Source organism: Slackia isoflavoniconvertens (assembly GCF_003725955.1).
Classification (GTDB): domain Bacteria; phylum Actinomycetota; class Coriobacteriia; order Coriobacteriales; family Eggerthellaceae; genus Slackia; species Slackia isoflavoniconvertens.
Window position 1 is genome coordinate 1 of the sequence record NZ_QIBZ01000023.1, and the last position, 16,612, is coordinate 16,612.

Sequence of the window (16,612 nt, forward strand, 5' to 3'; positions counted from 1 at the left end):
GTCCTACCGCGTCCGCCATGCCCTCATGCAGGAGGGCTAGCCGCTCAGAAAGCGTGCGCACTTCCGATGCTCAGGCTGCTCAATTTCCGATGCTCTTTTTGCTCAAATCCTCTTGACGAAACACAACACGTACCACAAGCCCTCGCGGCTCGCCTTCTTTACGCGATGCGCACCCACGGAAAGACCCGCGGCGATGCGTTTCGCCTGAGCCCTCGTGCGCGGCGCGCTGGCACAGGCGCCGAACCGACGTGCGCGCTGGCCCACGACCTGCGACAACGCGTTCAACGAAGCGCTCTTTCTGGCGCGTGAGACAGACTGTTTGCCGCGTGCAGCCGCTGTCTTTTTGTCGTCGTCGACCATTAGTTGCCTTCTCGCAATGTGGCCCACGCACTTTGAATACCCCGGAGCAGCTGCGGCATGTCGCTTCGCTCATATAGGTAATGCACCGTTTGAGGCGAGCCGTCTTCTGCGGGCGCTTCCACACGCACGAACGTCGCCTGAACACGGCTAAAACCGTGCTCGAGCGCGGCGTAAGCGTAGCATTCCGCCTGAAGACGATGCTTTTCGATCAAATCGTCTGCATGCTCCTTGGGCGATCCACCCGTTTTGTAGTCCACGATATACGCGTCGCCCGCGCCCATCTCGTCGCACGCGAACAGGTCTATGGAGCCTTCCAGATAAGCGCATTCCCCGCCTGGCTCGGCAACGGGGAACGCCACGAAGAACGGCAACTCGGCGCGCAACACGCGATGGCTCGCCATGTTCGCGGCAACGTCGCTCTCGCACCAGCGCTCGAGTGCGCGCTGCACGCGGTCGACGGTGGCAGGGGCACACCCCATGCGGCGCACGGCAGCATCAATCGCCTCGCGCGAAGGCATCTCGATCGCAGCGGGACGGTCTTCTTCGCTTCTCGCGACTGCACGTCGAGCCGCACGCTGGGCGAGCACGTGGAATGCCGACCCCACGTCGGTCGCCTTGTCGGCGTCGGCGAGCAAACGCGCGCCAAGCTCTTCCCAAAACGCATCGTCGTCGCTTATCTCGGCCACAGTCTCGCCCGCCGTCACATCGCCGGCGCTCGCAGCATGGGTCGAATTTGCCTGCGCAAGGGCGGAATAGCTCGTCACATTATCGCGGGTGGGCCTATACGCAACCTCATCGAGTTCGGGAGCAGTCATGGGCTCGAACACGTCAATGAGCGCACGCGAAACGCATGCGTCGTGAGCCGTGCTGGCCATGTGGTCGCACGAAGCATCGTCCGCCTCGCGAATCTCCATGCTATTCGAATCGGAAACGCACGTGATACCCGGCTGGGCCGAGCAATCGCCCACGCAGCCAGGCCCATCCGCGCCTGCGCCCGAAGCCCCGCACGCCACGTCGCCGCTGAGAGCTTCCGCACCGCCTTCGACCTGCGGCGCGTCGAATTCGCCTTCATGCACGTCGTAGCGCGAAACGCGGGCAGGCGCACTTCCGCCGAACGGCACTGCGCATTCCTTTTCGGGGATATCACCTTCCTCGCCAAACAGCGCGTGCGCGATATCGCCATACACGCCCGACGAAGCGCCCGAGCCGCCTTCCTTATCGCGCTTGGTCGTCATGGCAACCACCAGGGCTTCCTTCGCACGAGTAAGGGCGACGTACAACAAGCGGCGGCGTTCCTGCAGCTCCTGCGTGCTTTCGTATTCAGCCATAGCCTCACGGCGCAAAGCGGCGCTCGACGCATTGGCCACAAACGAGGCATCGACTTCGCCTTCGTAATCGAGCAACGCCGCATAATCTTTCGATATGCACTTCTTCAGAAGCGACGTCGAAGCCGCCGAAGCAACCGAACGCTGCGGCGCAAGCGACACATAGGCGACACCATCGATGGTCTGCAGCGCGAACGCGCTCGAGCGTCCCGCGCCCGTCGCCATTTCGGCCACGGCCACAATGGGAAATTCCAGGCCCTTGCTCGCATGCACCGTCATAATACGCACGAAATCGCCGCCCTCGGCCGAAAGTGCGCCCGGAGCTTCCTTGGCTCGCTCGATATGCGCCACCAAACGCGCCGCGCAATCGGCGGGGCCGCTTGCCCCCTGCGCCTCAAAGCCCTCGACCAGGCGAATGGCTTTGAACACGTTGCCGGCGACCGAGAGGCCTTCGGCTTCTTTGCGCTCAAGGCGCGTGAGCCAACCCGAGTCGCGCACGGCATTCATCATAATGCGCGACGTGGGCTGCACGCCCGCTTGTTCGGAGAGCGAATTAATCACGCGCACCGCGCAGGCAAGCTGCGGCGAGACGTTCGGCATATCGCCCTCGGCAAGCTGCCTGAAGCCAATATCGAGGCTGCGGCGGCGATTGATGCCCGCAGCCTCGTCGAAGCACGTCGACAGCGCGACGAAATCGTCGGCCGAAAGCTCGAACATGTCGCTCGCGAGCAATTCGAAAAGCGACGCTGTTGCCTTGGGATTGGCGATGACCTCGGCCAGTCGCTGCACCACGCGCACCTCGGGCGCACGCGAAAAAATAGAACCGCCCGCAATAACGCATGCGAAACCAGCTTCGCGCAGCGCGGCGGCGTAGGCGTCGGCGTTCGTCATGCGGCCCAGCAGCACTACCATATCGCCCGCAGCATGGCCCGCTTCGCGCAGCTCGGCGAAGCGTTCCGCAATGCGGCGCGCCTCAAGGGCCACCACGTCAGATTTATCGATTCCACTTGCGCCGGGGTATGTGGTGCACAGCACGTCAACGCGACCAGGGCCAGCCAAAAACGGATGCTTCACCTTCGACTCGATGCGCGACGGGGCAAGCGACATGAACGATTCGCCGAATACCTCGCGCTGCTCAAAAACGCGATCGACGAAGCTCAGAATGTCGGCATGGCTGCGGAAGTTGTCGGGCAGCACGATGGGCATGCTCGGATCGTTTTCGCGCACGTGCTGCACATGGCGGTCGTACACCGCGACGTCGGCGCCGCGGAAGCGATAGATGCTTTGCTGGGCATCGCCCACCGTGCACAAACGCTCGCCGCGCACGCCCGCCATGGTGCGCACCATATCGATTTGCAGCTGGTCGGTGTCTTGGAATTCGTCGACCATAATGAGCTTGAATTTGTCGGAAAACGCCTCGCGAACGTGCTCGTTTTCCTTCAATGCCCGCGCAGCCAAAATGAGCAGGTCATCGTTGTCGAGCGCCGCCATCTCGCGTTTCTTCGAGTTATACGCTGTATAGACTTTACCGGCCAAACCAACAAGGTCGCTCAACAGCGGCTGCGCGAACGCGAAGCGGGCCTCCTGGCCAAGCTGCGCCGCCTCGCGCTGCATCTCTTTCGCGAGGGCCTTGTATTCTTTCGAGCCGAAATTCGCGGCGGGAAACGGGCACGCATCGGCGAGCTCCAGAAGCGCTTCGCCCGAAACCTCGCTCGAAGCAAGCAGCGCATTGGCCTTCTCGAGGAATTTGTCGGCTTTCTCGAGGAACGCGTCGGCCGATTTCTTCCCGGCGGAAGGCGCCGCGGCGTCGCGCGCGGCCGTCGCAAGCTCAAGCAACTCGCGAGCGATTACGCCAGCAGGGCGCGGCTGCGGCGGAAGGCATACGCATTCCATGCCGCGCGGGCTCGCAATTGCCGCGCGGGCGATTTCGCGAATCATGTCCTCAATTGACGTTTGGGCGAAGCCGCCATGCGAGCGCGCGGGGTATTCCGAAAACAGCGCATCGAGACCGCCCGGCGACCAGAATTCGTTTTGCCCCGCAAGCACTTCTTCCACAGCGGCGTTGAACAAGTCGGCGGCCGTCACCTCATCGAGCACCGAAAACGCGGGGTCAATGCCCAGCTCCGTGGCATGCATGCGCAAGATGCGCGAGCACATGCCATGGATGGTTGAAATCCACGCGTCATCGACCTTGAGCGCCTGGGCCGCCATACCTTCAGCAGCAAGCGTCGCCTTCACGCGCGATTTAATTTCTCCAGCGGCCTTATCGGTAAACGTGATGGCTAAAACCTGGTCGATGTCTTCCAAAAACGGAGCGCCATCAGCGCCCGACCCAGGCAGCAAGGCCCATGCGATGCGCTGGGTGAGCGTGAAGGTTTTTCCGCTGCCCGCGCCCGCCGACACCGCCACGGGAGCATCGAGCGTTTTCACGCAACGCAGCTGGCCTTCTTTAAACGTCGAAAAATCCATCGCGCTACCCCCTCCTTTGCGGGCAGGTGATTTCCGGACAGAATGAGCACGCCGAATCGCTCGAAGGCGAGGCCGGCACAACGCCCGCCAAAAGCTGGTCGAGCGCCTTGGCGACACGTTCCTCGGTCGCGTCGAGCAAATCGCCGAACGCGGGGCCGAGCTCCCCCTTGTACACACAGCGATCGGCCTTCAAACCAGGAACATGCAGCGGCTCTATGCTCTTGTCGAGCGCGCCCGACGCGGCAGGTGTGCGGCCATAGCGAACATAAATCGCGCCCACCACGTCAAGCCCGAGCAGGCGACGAATCGCTTGCGCATAAATAAGTGCCTGCACCTTGCCGTGACGCATCGCGCCGCCTTGCTTTTCGCCTTCATACAGATCGTATTCGGGCGAAAGCGAGCTTTTGTAATCCACGATAATCGCGCGGCCCCGGTCGTCCACGTCGATGCGGTCGATTGTGCCCATGAGCAAATGGCCCGCATACGCAACAGGGCTCGCCGCGGGAATGTCGTACTCAAAATGCGCGGGACGAAAGCCCGGCAGAAGCTGCGCCTCGGTTTCGAGGAAATCGACGAGCTTGCGCTTGAGGTCGGCGACTTCTCGGCGCTCGAACTCGGTTGTGGCAACAAGGCGGTTGCTCATCGGCTTCATGCCATACTGCACGGATTCATGGTCTTCGAGCACGATTCGCATAAGCTCACGCGCGGCAGGCAGCGCGTCCTCTTCAACCTTCGGCCCAACGCTTTCCTGAAAACGCCTGTAGAAATCTTCGAGCACGCTATGAGAGAAGTCGCCCATCTCTTTCGCGCCGAACGTCTCGTCGAGCTCGTCGAGACGAAGGCGGCGCAGCGCGAACCACTTCTGGGGGCATTCCAAATAGCTTTCGATTTGCGATGCGGAAAAGCACGGCTCGCTCACCACAACGCCGCCCTTCCCGCGGCGCGGCAGCACGAGCGCGCTTCGATACGGCTCCGACACGCGGCCCATATTCGGCGCCTCAACGCGCGCGCATACCTCCTGGCGCGCGTCGCGCACGCTCGCGTTTTCATAGAGTGCTTCTTCGCCACGCTGCAGCATGCCCACCTGGAGCGCTTCGGGCAGCGAGAACGGGTTATCGATATCGTCGGGGTTAGTGGTGTCGGCTCGATAGCAATCAACGAATTCCTGCACCACGGCAGCGGGATAGGTGGGCGCGGCGTTTTCGTCGTTCAAGCAGCGCTCGATGAGCACGCTTGCGCCAGCCGCACGCACGCAGCCCGAGAACGCCTCGCGGGCGCGAAGGAGCGCCTCGGGGCCTCGGCCGATTCCAAGCGCGTCAAGTATCTCGACCGCTATATCGTGCGTTTCCTTCAACGGATAGGCGACGCTTGTCATGTCGGTGAGCACCACATGGTCGAACGAACGCGGCTCGCACGCAGCAAGCTGCGCCTGCGACATAATCACGACGCGCGGGCTGCCCTCTTCGACTTGACGCGAAACGTTGACGCTCGCGCATTCGAGCGCCGCCACGCACGCGCTTTGCTCGGCGCCCATCGCGCAGGCTGCGCCAAATACATCGCGCAGCGTTCCGATTGCCGAGAGCTGTTCTTTGGTATACGCCTCGCGGCCCGCGCCAATTAAGCGAGCAGCGTCTTCAAATACGCCGGCAATCGCGACAGCCTCAGGCGATTCGATGAGGTCTTCGAAATACTCAAAAGCGCGGCTTTCTTCGCGAAGCAATGCGAGACATGCCTCTTTATCAATAAGGCGATTGCCGCGAATGGTAGCCGCGAAGTCGAACGCCGCACGCTTATCCATGCGAGAAAACGGGTTCAACGCGAAATCGGCAGCGGCAGCAACATCGACGCAATCGGCGGAGCACAATGCGGCGACACACTCAAACGCACGACCGAAATCGGTCGAAGCGAATGGAACGCTCGCCCGGCACGCCACCGAGATGTCCAAAGAGCACAGCGCAGGCGCAATAGCCCCATAGAGCGCACGCGGGTCGCGAGAAGCAATGCCCACGGTTTCGCAGGCGGGTACATTCGAAATAAACTCGGCGAGCAACGCGGGTTCGGCATATCGCCCCGAGGGAAACGCGAATCGAACCGCGATGCCTTCCGGGGCTCGCGCGATTTCGCCTGAAAATGCCGACTCTTCGCGCACAGTCGCGTTTTGGCTCACGAGGAATTCCCCAAGCGCACATGCGGGGCGAACGTCCTGCAGAACGACTTCGCATTCAGGCAAAAGAACCTGTTCTTCAGAAAGAACGCGCCATGCCCTTCCCTCATCAATGAGACCCGCGCGCAACAAAATGCCCTCATACGCGCGCACGCAGTTTAAAAGAGCTTCGCAGCCAGCCGGGAGCGTCTCAGCGGAAGCCGTCCCGGAAAGCGCGGCATCGAGTTCGACGGTGCCCAATCCGCCGTCAATCAAGCGCATTGCAAGGCGCCAGGTGCCCTGTGACGCCCACAATGCGTCACCCTGCGCCTCCAAGGCGGAAAAGAGCGCAACGCTTCTCTCGGAGTGCGCAGCAATGCGGCGAGAGTCGCCGTAGGCTTCCCACAGCTCACCAAGCCAGGCGCGCGGCGTGGAATACGTTGTCGCGAATACTTCGGGATCGCAGGCGCACGCCATACGTTTTCGGGCGGCAAGCGCGGCATCCATACTCGAGAACAGCACGATTTTTTCCATGGGATCCCTCCGCGCCTCGATACGAAAAAAGCCGCCCTGAACAGGCGGCTTTCAAATTTCGGTGGTGCCCCCAACGAGAATCGAACTCGTGTCTCAGCCTTGAAAGGGCCGCGTCCTAACCTCTAGACTATGGGGACGTGCTTTCCGCTTCGTTTGCGGCAGCTCGGATATTATTACAAACTCCAGCGGCTCATGCAAGAACTTTTTTAAAAAAATTTCCGAAGCCGTGCGGAACATGACGATTGAAGCAACCCGAGGCGTTAAGCCGTAATGTCGGCAGTCTGAACATCCACAAGTTTCTGCAGGTCAGAAAGCGATGAGCAGATTTGGCACCCACGACGGCCGCCTGAATACATAATGGTATCGAATAGGATTGCGGTCTCATCGATGAACGTGGGGAATACCTTTTTCATGCCAAGCGGACTGCATCCGCCATGAATATATCCCGTCAAAGGAAGAAGCTCGCGCGACTTAATCATCGCAATGCTCTTCTCCCCCGCCGCCGAGGCAGCCTTTTTAAGGTTCAGCTCCCCCTCGACAGGAACCATGAACACATAATGCTCGCCGCTCTTGCCAACGGTCACGAGCGTTTTGAACACCTGATCGGGATCCTGACCCAGAGCCGCAGCAACTTCCGCGCCCGAAACCGCAGCTTCGGCGTCGTAAAACAAAACTTCGTGCGGCAACCCCGCCGCATCGAACATGCGCATGGCGTTGGTCTTATCCTGAGCCTTATCGTGCTTCGACATCGAGTCTCCTCTTGAAGCGTTTTTCGCACTCGTCGTTTTCGGCTTGGAATGCAGCTCCGCTTCGGTCAAATCCTGACTCGCGCGAACAGCACATTAAGTGCTGTTCGGCTCGTGCGGAATCTATCGGATCTGCATTCCAAGCCGAAAACGAAAAATCCAATTTACGCTGTACCTCTTTTTATAGGGCCTTTCGATATACGATTTCGGCAGATTCCACACGGTCAAAATCGCACGCCGAGAAACCTTACAAAAAAGAGCCGGGACGAATCCCGGCTCTTGGTGCCTTACCTCGCTGGACATATATATGTCAGCGAGCGGGTCTCTCGCGAGTGCGATTCGGGCGATGCCGAGGTGACGCGTACTTTTGGTACGCGAGCCGAAAGCAGAACCCGAAACGTGCCGCGAGAGACCCGCGCAGCGTCGGCATAATACGCGGTTCGTAGAACCGCGTAAAATTACTTCAGGGTAACGGCAGCGCCAGCACCCTCGAGCTGAGCCTTGACTTCCTCAGCCTTGTCCTTGGCAACGCCCTCGACGACAGCCTTAGGAGCACCCTCGACGACCTCCTTGGCCTCTTTCAGGCCAAGACCGGTGATCTCGCGGACAACCTTGATGACAGCGATCTTGTTGTCGCCGAAGCCCTCGAGGATAACGTCGAACTCAGTCTTCTCCTCAGCAGCAGCACCGCCCTCAGCAGGAGCAGCAGCAACAGCGACGGGAGCAGCAGCGGAAACGCCGAAGGTCTCCTCGATGTCCTTAACGAGCTCGGAAGCCTCGAGCAGGGTCATTTCTTTCAGAGCCTCGATGATCTCTTCACGAGTAACAGCCATGATAGCTTTCCTTTCAAAGGGGCCATGCGCCCTTGCGCCTGGCCGGATTGTTGAATGTTATGCAGCGCGTTTTACGCTGCGGTTGCAATTAAGCAGCCTTCTGGTCGGCGACGGCCTTGGTGACCTGGGCCAGACCCTGGGGCACGCCATTGACGCAAACGGCGAGAGCCTTGGCAACACCGTTGATAGCGGCAGCGATGTGGGCGAGCAGTTCCTCGCGAGAGGGCAGAGAAGCGATAGCCTCGACCTCGGCGGCGGTAACGGCCTTGCCTTCCATCAAGCCACCCTTGATCTCCAGCTTGTCGTTGCCCTTAGCGAAGTTCTTGACGGCTTTCGCAGCAGCAGCAACGTCTTCACCAGCGAACACGAATGCGCTCGGGCCGTTGAGCATGTCGTCGAGCGTAGGCAGCTCGGCATCCTCGAGGGCGATGTGCACGAGGGTGTTCTTGTACACCTTCATGGAAGCACCAGCCTCGCGAACGGAACGACGAAGCTCCTGAACCTCCTTAACGGTCAGGCCGCAGTAATCGACGACCCAGACAGCGCCGGCGTTGCTGAGCTCCTCTTTGATAACGGCGAGAGTCTCTTGATTTTTGACGTTGGGCATGAGTACACCTCCTTCTTCTGAAAATCGGGTTCCGCCCCGTGGAATGGAGCCGTTTCAGAAGAAACAAAACGGCCCCCGCGTCTCAAAACAGCAGGGGCCGTCAAAGCAAATCGCTCTTCAGAACCACCTCGGCGGGCCGCATGCGAACATGCGATTGAACCTTTCGGTGCCAGCTGTCTTGGGCAGCGGAACTAACGTGTAGTTGCGCATCTCTTAAACACGCAAAACGATATTCTACTAAACGAAAATGGCCCGTCAAGGATTAATTTCCCTAACGGACCATCTTCAGAATTGCTTCACGAAATCGAGAAGCGTCCAACCGAGCTAGGCGGCTTTCTGCTCGGCAGATGTATCGCTGCTCGCGGAAGAAGCGGCATCATCTTTTGCCGCACCGTCGCTTGCCTTGGCTTCATCGCTCGCCTTGGCGGTGTCGGTCGAAGAGGCGCCAGCGGCATCGGCCGAGTTCGCCTTCGCGCCCTTCGCGGCTTCGATGGACTGCGCCGAGCACGTGGGGTTGCCCTCAACATACTTGAAGGTAACCGTATCGCCCTGCGCGTACTGAACGATTTCGATCATGCCGGGCAGCGCGAAGTCGTAAATCTTACTGTCGCCCTCGAGCGTCACGTAGAAGTGCGAATTGCCCTCAATCACCGCCGTGGCGATCGTCTTAATGACGCCCGTCGCCTCAAGTGCCGAATCGCTTACCGACGACGTATTCGCCACCGTTCCGTTTGCCGCAATGAGCGACAGGTACGACTTCTGCGTGTCGGCCACCGTGTCGCCAACCGCAACGTTCTGGTAGCTCTGGATGTCTACCATAGCGTACTTCTTCACCAGGCCCGCATTGTCCTTCAGCGCCATGAAGTACGTCGGCGTATTGTTCACATTAATAAGAATGGGGAACGTCGCCTCGTAGCGCAGGTTCTGCACCTGGCCCTCGGCCGACTGCATGGCCGAGCTTTCCGTAGCGCCCGCGCACGAATAGAAGTGCGCCTCAGCGGTGCGCTGGTTCACCAGCACGAAGCCGACGATCGATTCGTCGCCCGTGGCAGATGTAACGCCCGTGTACAACCACACGTCATCGTCTTTTGCGATGTAATTATAGCCCGCGCTGCCATCGGTGCCCGGAGTGGTTTGCACCACGCCGTTCTGACCAAGCCAGCTGTTCAGCCAGCCATTGGTGTACTTGCCATGCCAGTTGTACTGCTGAATGATGAGGTTCGCGGGGTACACATGGTCGACCCACTGGGGCACATCTTCAACCGCCATATCTTGGCACTCGCCCGTCGCCGCGTTCACGAGCACGGCACGCGACACGGTCTCGCCGCCGAACAGGCCAATCGTGAAGTCGCGCACCGGGCAAATCCACCATGCGTTGCCGTCATCGTTAATCTCGAACGATTTCTCGCCGAACATATAGAAGGGGTACTTGAGCTGCACATAGCGGTCGATGTTGCGCGCCAAAGGCTCGCTTTCGGAATACTTGATTGCATGCTCGCTATCGAGGCGCACAACCTGGGCATCCTGCGAAGTCATGTCGACAATGACATATGCGGGAATGCCCTGCTCGCGGTTCTGCAGCCACTTGAACAGGTCGGCGTAGCCAAGCGGACTCACGCGCACCGGGTGGTTTTGGTAGTTGATCTGGCTATAGGTAGGCGCAATTTCGAACTGGCTTACCAGGTCGGACATGCTGCCCATGGTTCGGTTGCCCAAAAGCATGGCCGAATCGCGATCGATAACGGGGATTTCGTCGTAGTTGACCTCTTGAATGTCCTGCGTGAACTCGTCGTCGGCAGGAACCAAAATGTTGGCGTACTTCTGAGCATTGCCCGGGAAGAACGACAGCGACAGCAGCGTGCCTACCGCGACAAGCGCGACGACGGCAACGGGAATCCACGCAAGCGTATCGAACGTTTTCGCCTTCGCCTTAGAGACGCCCACTTTCGCCGATCCATGCTTGTACGCGTGCGCGCGGGCGCGGAAGAACAAAAACGACGGCAGCAGAATGAAAATGCCGATGAACATCCACGTGTCCATCGAGTGGATGTTGATGGGCGGATGGAACCACCAATACGCCACAGCGACCACGATAACCGCGATAATGGCGCAGGCGATCATCGCCTTTTTGCCCATGGTCGCGAATTTGTCTTTCATTTTGTTGAACTCTTCGTTGGTGTTGAATTCAACCTGCGGTGCGCCCTGCCGCGAGCCGCCGCCTGAAAAACCGCCCCCTACACCAAACGGGTCGTCGCCGAAAATAGCGGCGAACGGGTTCTGGTTGCCAGCCATGAAATGCCTTTCTCATCGTATTCGGGCCTTCCTTTTTTCGCCCGAAAAATTAACACGCGCCTTTGCATACAAAAAGCGGCCGCACCGAAACCGGCACAGCCGCCTGAATGCAGTCTTGCATGGACGAATCAGGCGCGAAGCCCCACGTCAAGTTCTACGCAAGCTGGCGAAGCACGTATTGCAGAATTCCGCCATGAGCCATGTATGCGCCTTCGGTAGGTGTGTCCACCCTTACTATAGCGTGAAACTTCACTGTTTCGCCGTCCTGTTTTGAAGCTGAAACGTTCACCTCGCGCGGATTGGGCATGCTCGGCTCGCCGGTACCGAAATCGACCGGCTCAATAACAAAGGTTTCCGTGCCATCGAGGCCCAGCGTTTCAGCATTTTCGCCCTCGTGGAACTGCAGCGGCAAAATGCCCATACCCACCAGGTTCGAACGATGAATGCGCTCGAAGCTTTCGGCAATAACGGCGCGCACGCCCAAAAGCAACGGCGCCTTCGCCGCCCAGTCGCGCGACGATCCGCTGCCATACATCTTGCCCGCGAGCACCACCAAAGGCACGCCCGCCGCAGCATAGCTTTGCGACGCATCGAAAATCGACGTGATTTCGCCCGTCTCGAAGTCGCGCGTCCATCCGCCCGACTTGCCTTCCGCCAATAGGTTCTTCAGCTTGATGTTCGCGAAACCGCCGCGCGCCATAACCTCATGGTTGCCGCGACGCGAACCGTAGGTGTTGAACATAACCGGGTCGACCCCGCGCTCGGCCAAATATTTCGCGGCAGGCGAATCGGAAGCGATGCTGCCAGCAGGCGAAATATGGTCGGTCGTAATGAAGTCGCCCAAATTCGCAAGCACGCGCGCGCCAGAAATGGGCGCGAAGCCCTCGACAACCTTGCCCATGCCGTCGAAATACGGAGCGCGGCGCACATAAGTGGAGCCTTCATCCCACGCAAAAATGTCACCTTCGGGAGCCTCGAGTTCCTGCCATGCCTGCGTGCCGCTATAAAGGCCTTCGGCGCCCGCATCGAACAGTTCCGCCGTAACGAATTCGTCCATAAGCGCAGCGATTTCGGCGTCGCTCGGCCAAATGTCGCGCAGGAACACATCGTTGCCGTCGCCGTCGGTGCCAAGCGGCTGAGTCTCGAAATCGAAGTCCATGGTGCCCGCCATAGCGTAGGCGACAACCGATGCCGGCGCGCACAGGAAGTTCTGCGACACGTCAGGCGAAATGCGTCCGTCAAAGTTGCGATTGCCAGAAAGCACGCTCGTCAGCTCGATGTCGCCAGCGATCTCGTGCATCTCGGGCCACACGGGACCGGAATTGCCGATGCAGCTCATGCAGCCGAAACCGCATGTTGCGAAGCCGAGCTCAGCAAGGGGCTGAGCCAAGCCGGCGCGCTCGAGCATGAGCTGGGTCGCATGCGAACCCGGAGCCATAACGCGCTTCACCCAGGGCTTGGCAAGCAGGCCGCGCTCGCGGGCATGCTTGGCGACCAGGCCGCATGCGAGCATCATGGCGGGGTCGGTTGCGGTGGTGCAGCTCGTGACGGCTGCAATCGCGATAGCGCCATGGGTCAATTCATATTTGCTGCCCATGAAATTCACCGCAACGCGCTTGTCCATATCGAGGTTGCGATCGGCGCAAATCGCATTGAAGCGCGAGCGGGCATCGTTGCGAGCAAAGCGGTCATGCGGACGGCTCGGACCTGCAAGTGAGCACTCGACTTCGCTCAAATTCAGCTCGAGTACCTCGGAGTACACGCGCGATGCGCCATCATTCCACATGCCCTGGGCTTTCGCGTACGCCTCAACGAGCGCAACCTGTTCCTTATCGCGGCCCGTAAGCAGTAGATATTCAAGCGTGCGGTCGTCGACCGGGAACAGCGTGCACGTGCAGCCGTATTCGGGAGTCATGTTCGCGATGCAGGCGCGCTGCGTCGCCGAAAGCGTAGCCACGCCATCGCCGAAGCATTCGACGAACTTGCCTACCACGCCCTTCGCGCGCAGCATCTGCGCGAACGTAAGCGCAGCGTCCATGGCCGATACGCCGTCGCGCAGCTCGCCTGTCAAATGAACGCCCACGACCTGCGGCACGAGCGTCGTGATGGGCTGGCCGAGCGCCGCAGCTTCAGCTTCAATGCCGCCCACGCCCCAAGAAAGCACGCCAATGCCATTTGCCGTGGTGGTATGGGAATCAGTTCCCACCACCGTGTCAAAGTACGCAAGCTCGCCGGCGTCGGTCGCCTTCGTCATAACGCCGCGCGCAAAACGCTCGACGTTGATCTGGTGGCAAATGCCCGATCCGGGAGGAACGATGCGCACATTCTGAAACGACGACTGGGCCCACTTCAAGAAGCGATAGCGCTCGCCGTTGCGCTTGAATTCCATATCCATGTTCTTCTCAAGAGCGTCGGCGCAGCAAGCCGCATCGGCAATAACCGAATGGTCGATCACCAAATCGAGCGGAATTTGCGGATTGATGCGCGCAGGGTCGGCACCCAAATCGCGTGCGGCTTCACGCATCACGGCCAAGTCAACGAACACTGGCACACCGGTGAAATCTTGTAGCAAAACGCGAGCAGGCATGTATTCAATTTCGCCGCCCTGAACGCCCTGAGTGCCGGCATCAACAATGCGCTTCGCATAAAGCTCGCGCGCGTCGGCATCGTCGACATTGCGCAGCACGTTTTCAAGCAGAATGCGCAACGAATGCGGCAGCGCCTCGGCCCCTTCAACATGCGACGTGTCGCATACCTCGAAATCGTTGTCCCCCACATGCAAGGTTTGCGTCTGAACGCTCATTGGCAACACACCCATTCATCAAACAACTTTGCCGCACATGCGCGGCCCCTTCGAACACAAATGCGCGAGCCGCAATACGACTCGCGCACCATAAGGACTAACCTACAATGCGGCAATGAGCGCGTCGGTGAATTCCGTGCACGAGCAAGCCGGCTTCGAGCTGCCCGTGACCTTGCGAATGTCGCCCGTCAAATGCTCACCTTCCGCATATACCTTAGCGATGGCGGCACGAATTTTCTGGGCAATCTCGGGCTCGCCAATGTAGTCGAGCATCATGGCAGCAGAAAGAATCTGCGCCGTGGGGTTGCAGACATTCTTACCCGCAATGTCGGGCGCGCTACCATGAACGGCCTCGAACACAGCGTAGTCGTCGCCGATATTCGCACCCGGAGCAATACCCAAGCCACCTACCAGGCCGGCGCACAAGTCACTCGCAATGTCGCCATACAGGTTCGGGAACACGATGACGTCGAACTGGCTGGGATCGGTAACCAAGTTCATGCAAAACGCGTCGATGATGCGGTCGTCGAACGCAATGCGTCCTTCGTAATCGGCCGCGACCTTGCGGGCTTCTTTTAAGAACAAACCATCGGAGAACTTCATGATGTTCGCCTTGTGCGCGGCAGTCACCTTTTCGCGGCCATGCTTTTCGGCGTAGTCGAACGCAAAGCGAACAATGCGGTCGGAGCCGGTAATCGAAATCGGTTTAATGGAAATGCCCGAATCGGGACGAATCACGCCCGCGCCCTCAGCAGCACAAAAATCGATGAGGCGCTTCGCTTCGGGCGTGCCTTCTTCGAATTCGATGCCGGCATAGAGGTCTTCAGAATTCTCGCGAACAATAACGAGGTCGACATCTTCGTAGCGCCCGCCCGCGCCGGGAATCGAGAGCACTGGGCGAAGATTCACGTACAAATCGAGCGATTTGCGAAGCGCGACATTCACGCTACGGAAGCCCGTGCCCACAGGGGTGGTAATAGGGCCTTTGATGGCGACTTTATTGCGCTTCACAGCCTCAATGGTCGATTCCGGCAATGGAGAGCCGCCAGTCTTTTCCATAACCGCGGCGCCAGCTTCGGCAACTTCCCATTCGATATCGGCGCCAGCCGCCTCAACAACGCGTTGCATAGCGGCAGAAGTTTCGATTCCAATGCCATCACCTGGGATGAGCGTAATAGTATGCTTTGCCACGATGAACACCTTTCCATTATCGCGCGGCCGCAAAAACCTCGGCGGCGCATAATTTACGCTTCACAAGTCCCGCCATCATACCATGCCTTTGTTGCACGTCGATTAATTGCGCCGAGGCGTCGATAAGCGGCACGCGAAACCAGACGGGCCACTTTGGATCGCCTCTCAAGAAAAGGCTCCAAAAAAAAACAAACGAGACACCCCGAAGAGTGTCTCGTTGGCATTTATGAAAGGTTCTCAACGATTTGAGCAGCACGCTTCTTCAGCACGCCCCTGCCGCTTTTGGCGTCGAAAGCCATGCGGGATTTCAATTCCTCGGCGACCTCGTCGGCAAGCTTTCCTTCGGAAAACGCGATAACGGCGACGAGCATTTCCTGGAATTCAATATCGCCGTGATAGCACTGAATAGCTTCGTCGATAAGCGGCCAAACCTTCTGACTGCGGTTTTCGGTCGTAGAACCCAGGCGGCACAGGAATCGCATGGCAGCCAAATGGAGCGGGCCCGAATCTTCATCAAACAGCGCACTCTCGGCACCGGGGATTGCCTTGTCGCACAGACGAGATTCAACGCCAACGATGTTCGTAAGAATGTCGAGGCATTCCCAACGAGTCTGCGCTTCAGGACGATTAAGCGCATCAACAAACACGTTCGAAAACTCGGTCAATACCTCAGGCTTCATAGAAGCAGCAATCGAAAGCGTCGAAGCAGCTGCTTGCCTCTTGCGACGAGAAGAACCCTCAAGATCGGCAATGAGAGCATTCAGCGCCTCAGGGGTTTCGAGCGCAACTTGAGCGTAAAGGGCACGCTGTTCCTTAATAGAGGAATCGGCCATAGAGATATCAACTCTTTCCTGGTAATGGGATGGGCGCAATAACGCCAGAATGAATACGCTCATATGATACAGCACAACTCACGTATCCCGAAAAACCACCCAACAAGAAACATAAACCTGTTAAATGCTCGTAGCGTTTAACAGGCTCCAGGGAAGGCGGGCGAGAGCGAGCCGGCCGGCCGCGACGCCCAAGAGCGATCGCGCCCCGCGGGCCTTCTTTTCCGTCCCGGGAAGCAAAAAAAGAGGGGCCCGCCGTCTCCGGCGGGCCCCTCGGGTATCCGTGGTGGAGCCTAGGGGGATCGAACCCCTGACCTCATGGCTGCCAGCCATGCGCTCTCCCAGCTGAGCTAAGGCCCCTCGTCCATGCGGAAGCGCCCTGCATGAGCGCGACGCCCTGTCCTCCCGCAGCCTGGCGCTGCAGTACTTTCGGCGAAGGCGGGCTTAACTGCCGAGTTCGGAATGGGATCGGGTGATCC

General features: G+C 59.3%; 10 protein-coding genes, 2 tRNA genes and 1 rRNA gene. All 13 read right to left on the minus strand.

What is annotated here, in order from left to right; genetic code table 11:
* Positions 1 to 102: 102 nt before the first annotated feature.
* Entirely contained in the window at positions 103 to 360 is a 258-nt protein-coding gene (locus DMP05_RS09255; RefSeq protein WP_123220180.1) for a hypothetical protein, read from the minus strand.
* The gene (locus DMP05_RS09260) at positions 360 to 4,154 is read right to left on the minus strand and encodes a UvrD-helicase domain-containing protein (protein ID WP_123220181.1); all 3,795 of its coding nucleotides are present in this window, start codon (positions 4,152 to 4,154) and stop codon (positions 360 to 362) included. The genes DMP05_RS09255 and DMP05_RS09260 overlap by 1 nt, the downstream gene beginning before the upstream one ends.
* A 4-nt stretch (positions 4,155 to 4,158) precedes the next feature.
* Positions 4,159 to 6,831: a PD-(D/E)XK nuclease family protein gene (locus DMP05_RS09265; protein ID WP_123220182.1), complete on the minus strand. Its 2,673-nt coding sequence runs from the start codon at positions 6,829 to 6,831 to the stop codon at positions 4,159 to 4,161.
* A gap of 62 nt (positions 6,832 to 6,893) precedes the next feature.
* Positions 6,894 to 6,968 (minus strand) — tRNA-Glu (locus DMP05_RS09270).
* Between the two features lie 123 nt (positions 6,969 to 7,091).
* Positions 7,092 to 7,580: a Cys-tRNA(Pro) deacylase gene (gene ybaK / locus DMP05_RS09275; protein WP_123220183.1), complete on the minus strand. Its 489-nt coding sequence runs from the start codon at positions 7,578 to 7,580 to the stop codon at positions 7,092 to 7,094.
* Positions 7,581 to 8,035: 455 nt separating this feature from the next.
* The gene (gene rplL / locus DMP05_RS09280) at positions 8,036 to 8,410 is read right to left on the minus strand and encodes a 50S ribosomal protein L7/L12 (RefSeq protein WP_123220184.1); all 375 of its coding nucleotides are present in this window, start codon (positions 8,408 to 8,410) and stop codon (positions 8,036 to 8,038) included.
* Positions 8,411 to 8,498: 88 nt separating this feature from the next.
* The gene (gene rplJ, locus DMP05_RS09285) at positions 8,499 to 9,017 is read right to left on the minus strand and encodes a 50S ribosomal protein L10 (protein ID WP_114616312.1); all 519 of its coding nucleotides are present in this window, start codon (positions 9,015 to 9,017) and stop codon (positions 8,499 to 8,501) included.
* 324 nt (positions 9,018 to 9,341) lie between these two features.
* Entirely contained in the window at positions 9,342 to 11,309 is a 1,968-nt protein-coding gene (locus DMP05_RS09290; RefSeq protein WP_123220185.1) for a Tat pathway signal sequence, read from the minus strand.
* Between the two features lie 154 nt (positions 11,310 to 11,463).
* On the minus strand, positions 11,464 to 14,112 hold the full coding sequence (gene acnA, locus DMP05_RS09295; protein WP_123220188.1) for an aconitate hydratase AcnA: 2,649 nt from the start codon (positions 14,110 to 14,112) through the stop codon (positions 11,464 to 11,466).
* Positions 14,113 to 14,214: 102 nt separating this feature from the next.
* Positions 14,215 to 15,303 (minus strand): isocitrate/isopropylmalate dehydrogenase family protein, encoded by a 1,089-nt coding sequence (locus tag DMP05_RS09300; RefSeq protein WP_123220186.1) that lies wholly within the window; start codon positions 15,301 to 15,303, stop codon positions 14,215 to 14,217.
* Positions 15,304 to 15,527: 224 nt separating this feature from the next.
* Positions 15,528 to 16,136, minus strand: a complete 609-nt coding sequence (locus DMP05_RS09305; RefSeq protein WP_123220187.1) for a hypothetical protein — start codon at positions 16,134 to 16,136, stop codon at positions 15,528 to 15,530.
* A gap of 281 nt (positions 16,137 to 16,417) precedes the next feature.
* Positions 16,418 to 16,493, minus strand: a tRNA-Ala gene (locus tag DMP05_RS09310).
* A gap of 24 nt (positions 16,494 to 16,517) precedes the next feature.
* A 5S ribosomal RNA gene (rrf, locus tag DMP05_RS09315) occupies positions 16,518 to 16,612 on the minus strand; the annotation flags it as partial.

Excerpts from the sequence above, each read along its gene's own strand:
- DMP05_RS09255 (WP_123220180.1), bottom strand. The coding sequence starts at position 360 with ATGGTCGACGACGACAAAAAGACAGCGGCTGCACGCGGCAAACAGTCT.
- DMP05_RS09260 (WP_123220181.1), bottom strand. The coding sequence starts at position 4,154 with ATGGATTTTTCGACGTTTAAAGAAGGCCAGCTGCGTTGCGTGAAAACG.
- DMP05_RS09265 (WP_123220182.1), bottom strand. The coding sequence starts at position 6,831 with ATGGAAAAAATCGTGCTGTTCTCGAGTATGGATGCCGCGCTTGCCGCC.
- ybaK (WP_123220183.1), bottom strand. The coding sequence starts at position 7,580 with ATGTCGAAGCACGATAAGGCTCAGGATAAGACCAACGCCATGCGCATG.
- rplL (WP_123220184.1), bottom strand. The coding sequence starts at position 8,410 with ATGGCTGTTACTCGTGAAGAGATCATCGAGGCTCTGAAAGAAATGACC.
- rplJ (WP_114616312.1), bottom strand. The coding sequence starts at position 9,017 with ATGCCCAACGTCAAAAATCAAGAGACTCTCGCCGTTATCAAAGAGGAG.
- DMP05_RS09290 (WP_123220185.1), bottom strand. The coding sequence starts at position 11,309 with ATGGCTGGCAACCAGAACCCGTTCGCCGCTATTTTCGGCGACGACCCG.
- acnA (WP_123220188.1), bottom strand. The coding sequence starts at position 14,112 with ATGAGCGTTCAGACGCAAACCTTGCATGTGGGGGACAACGATTTCGAG.
- DMP05_RS09305 (WP_123220187.1), bottom strand. The coding sequence starts at position 16,136 with ATGGCCGATTCCTCTATTAAGGAACAGCGTGCCCTTTACGCTCAAGTT.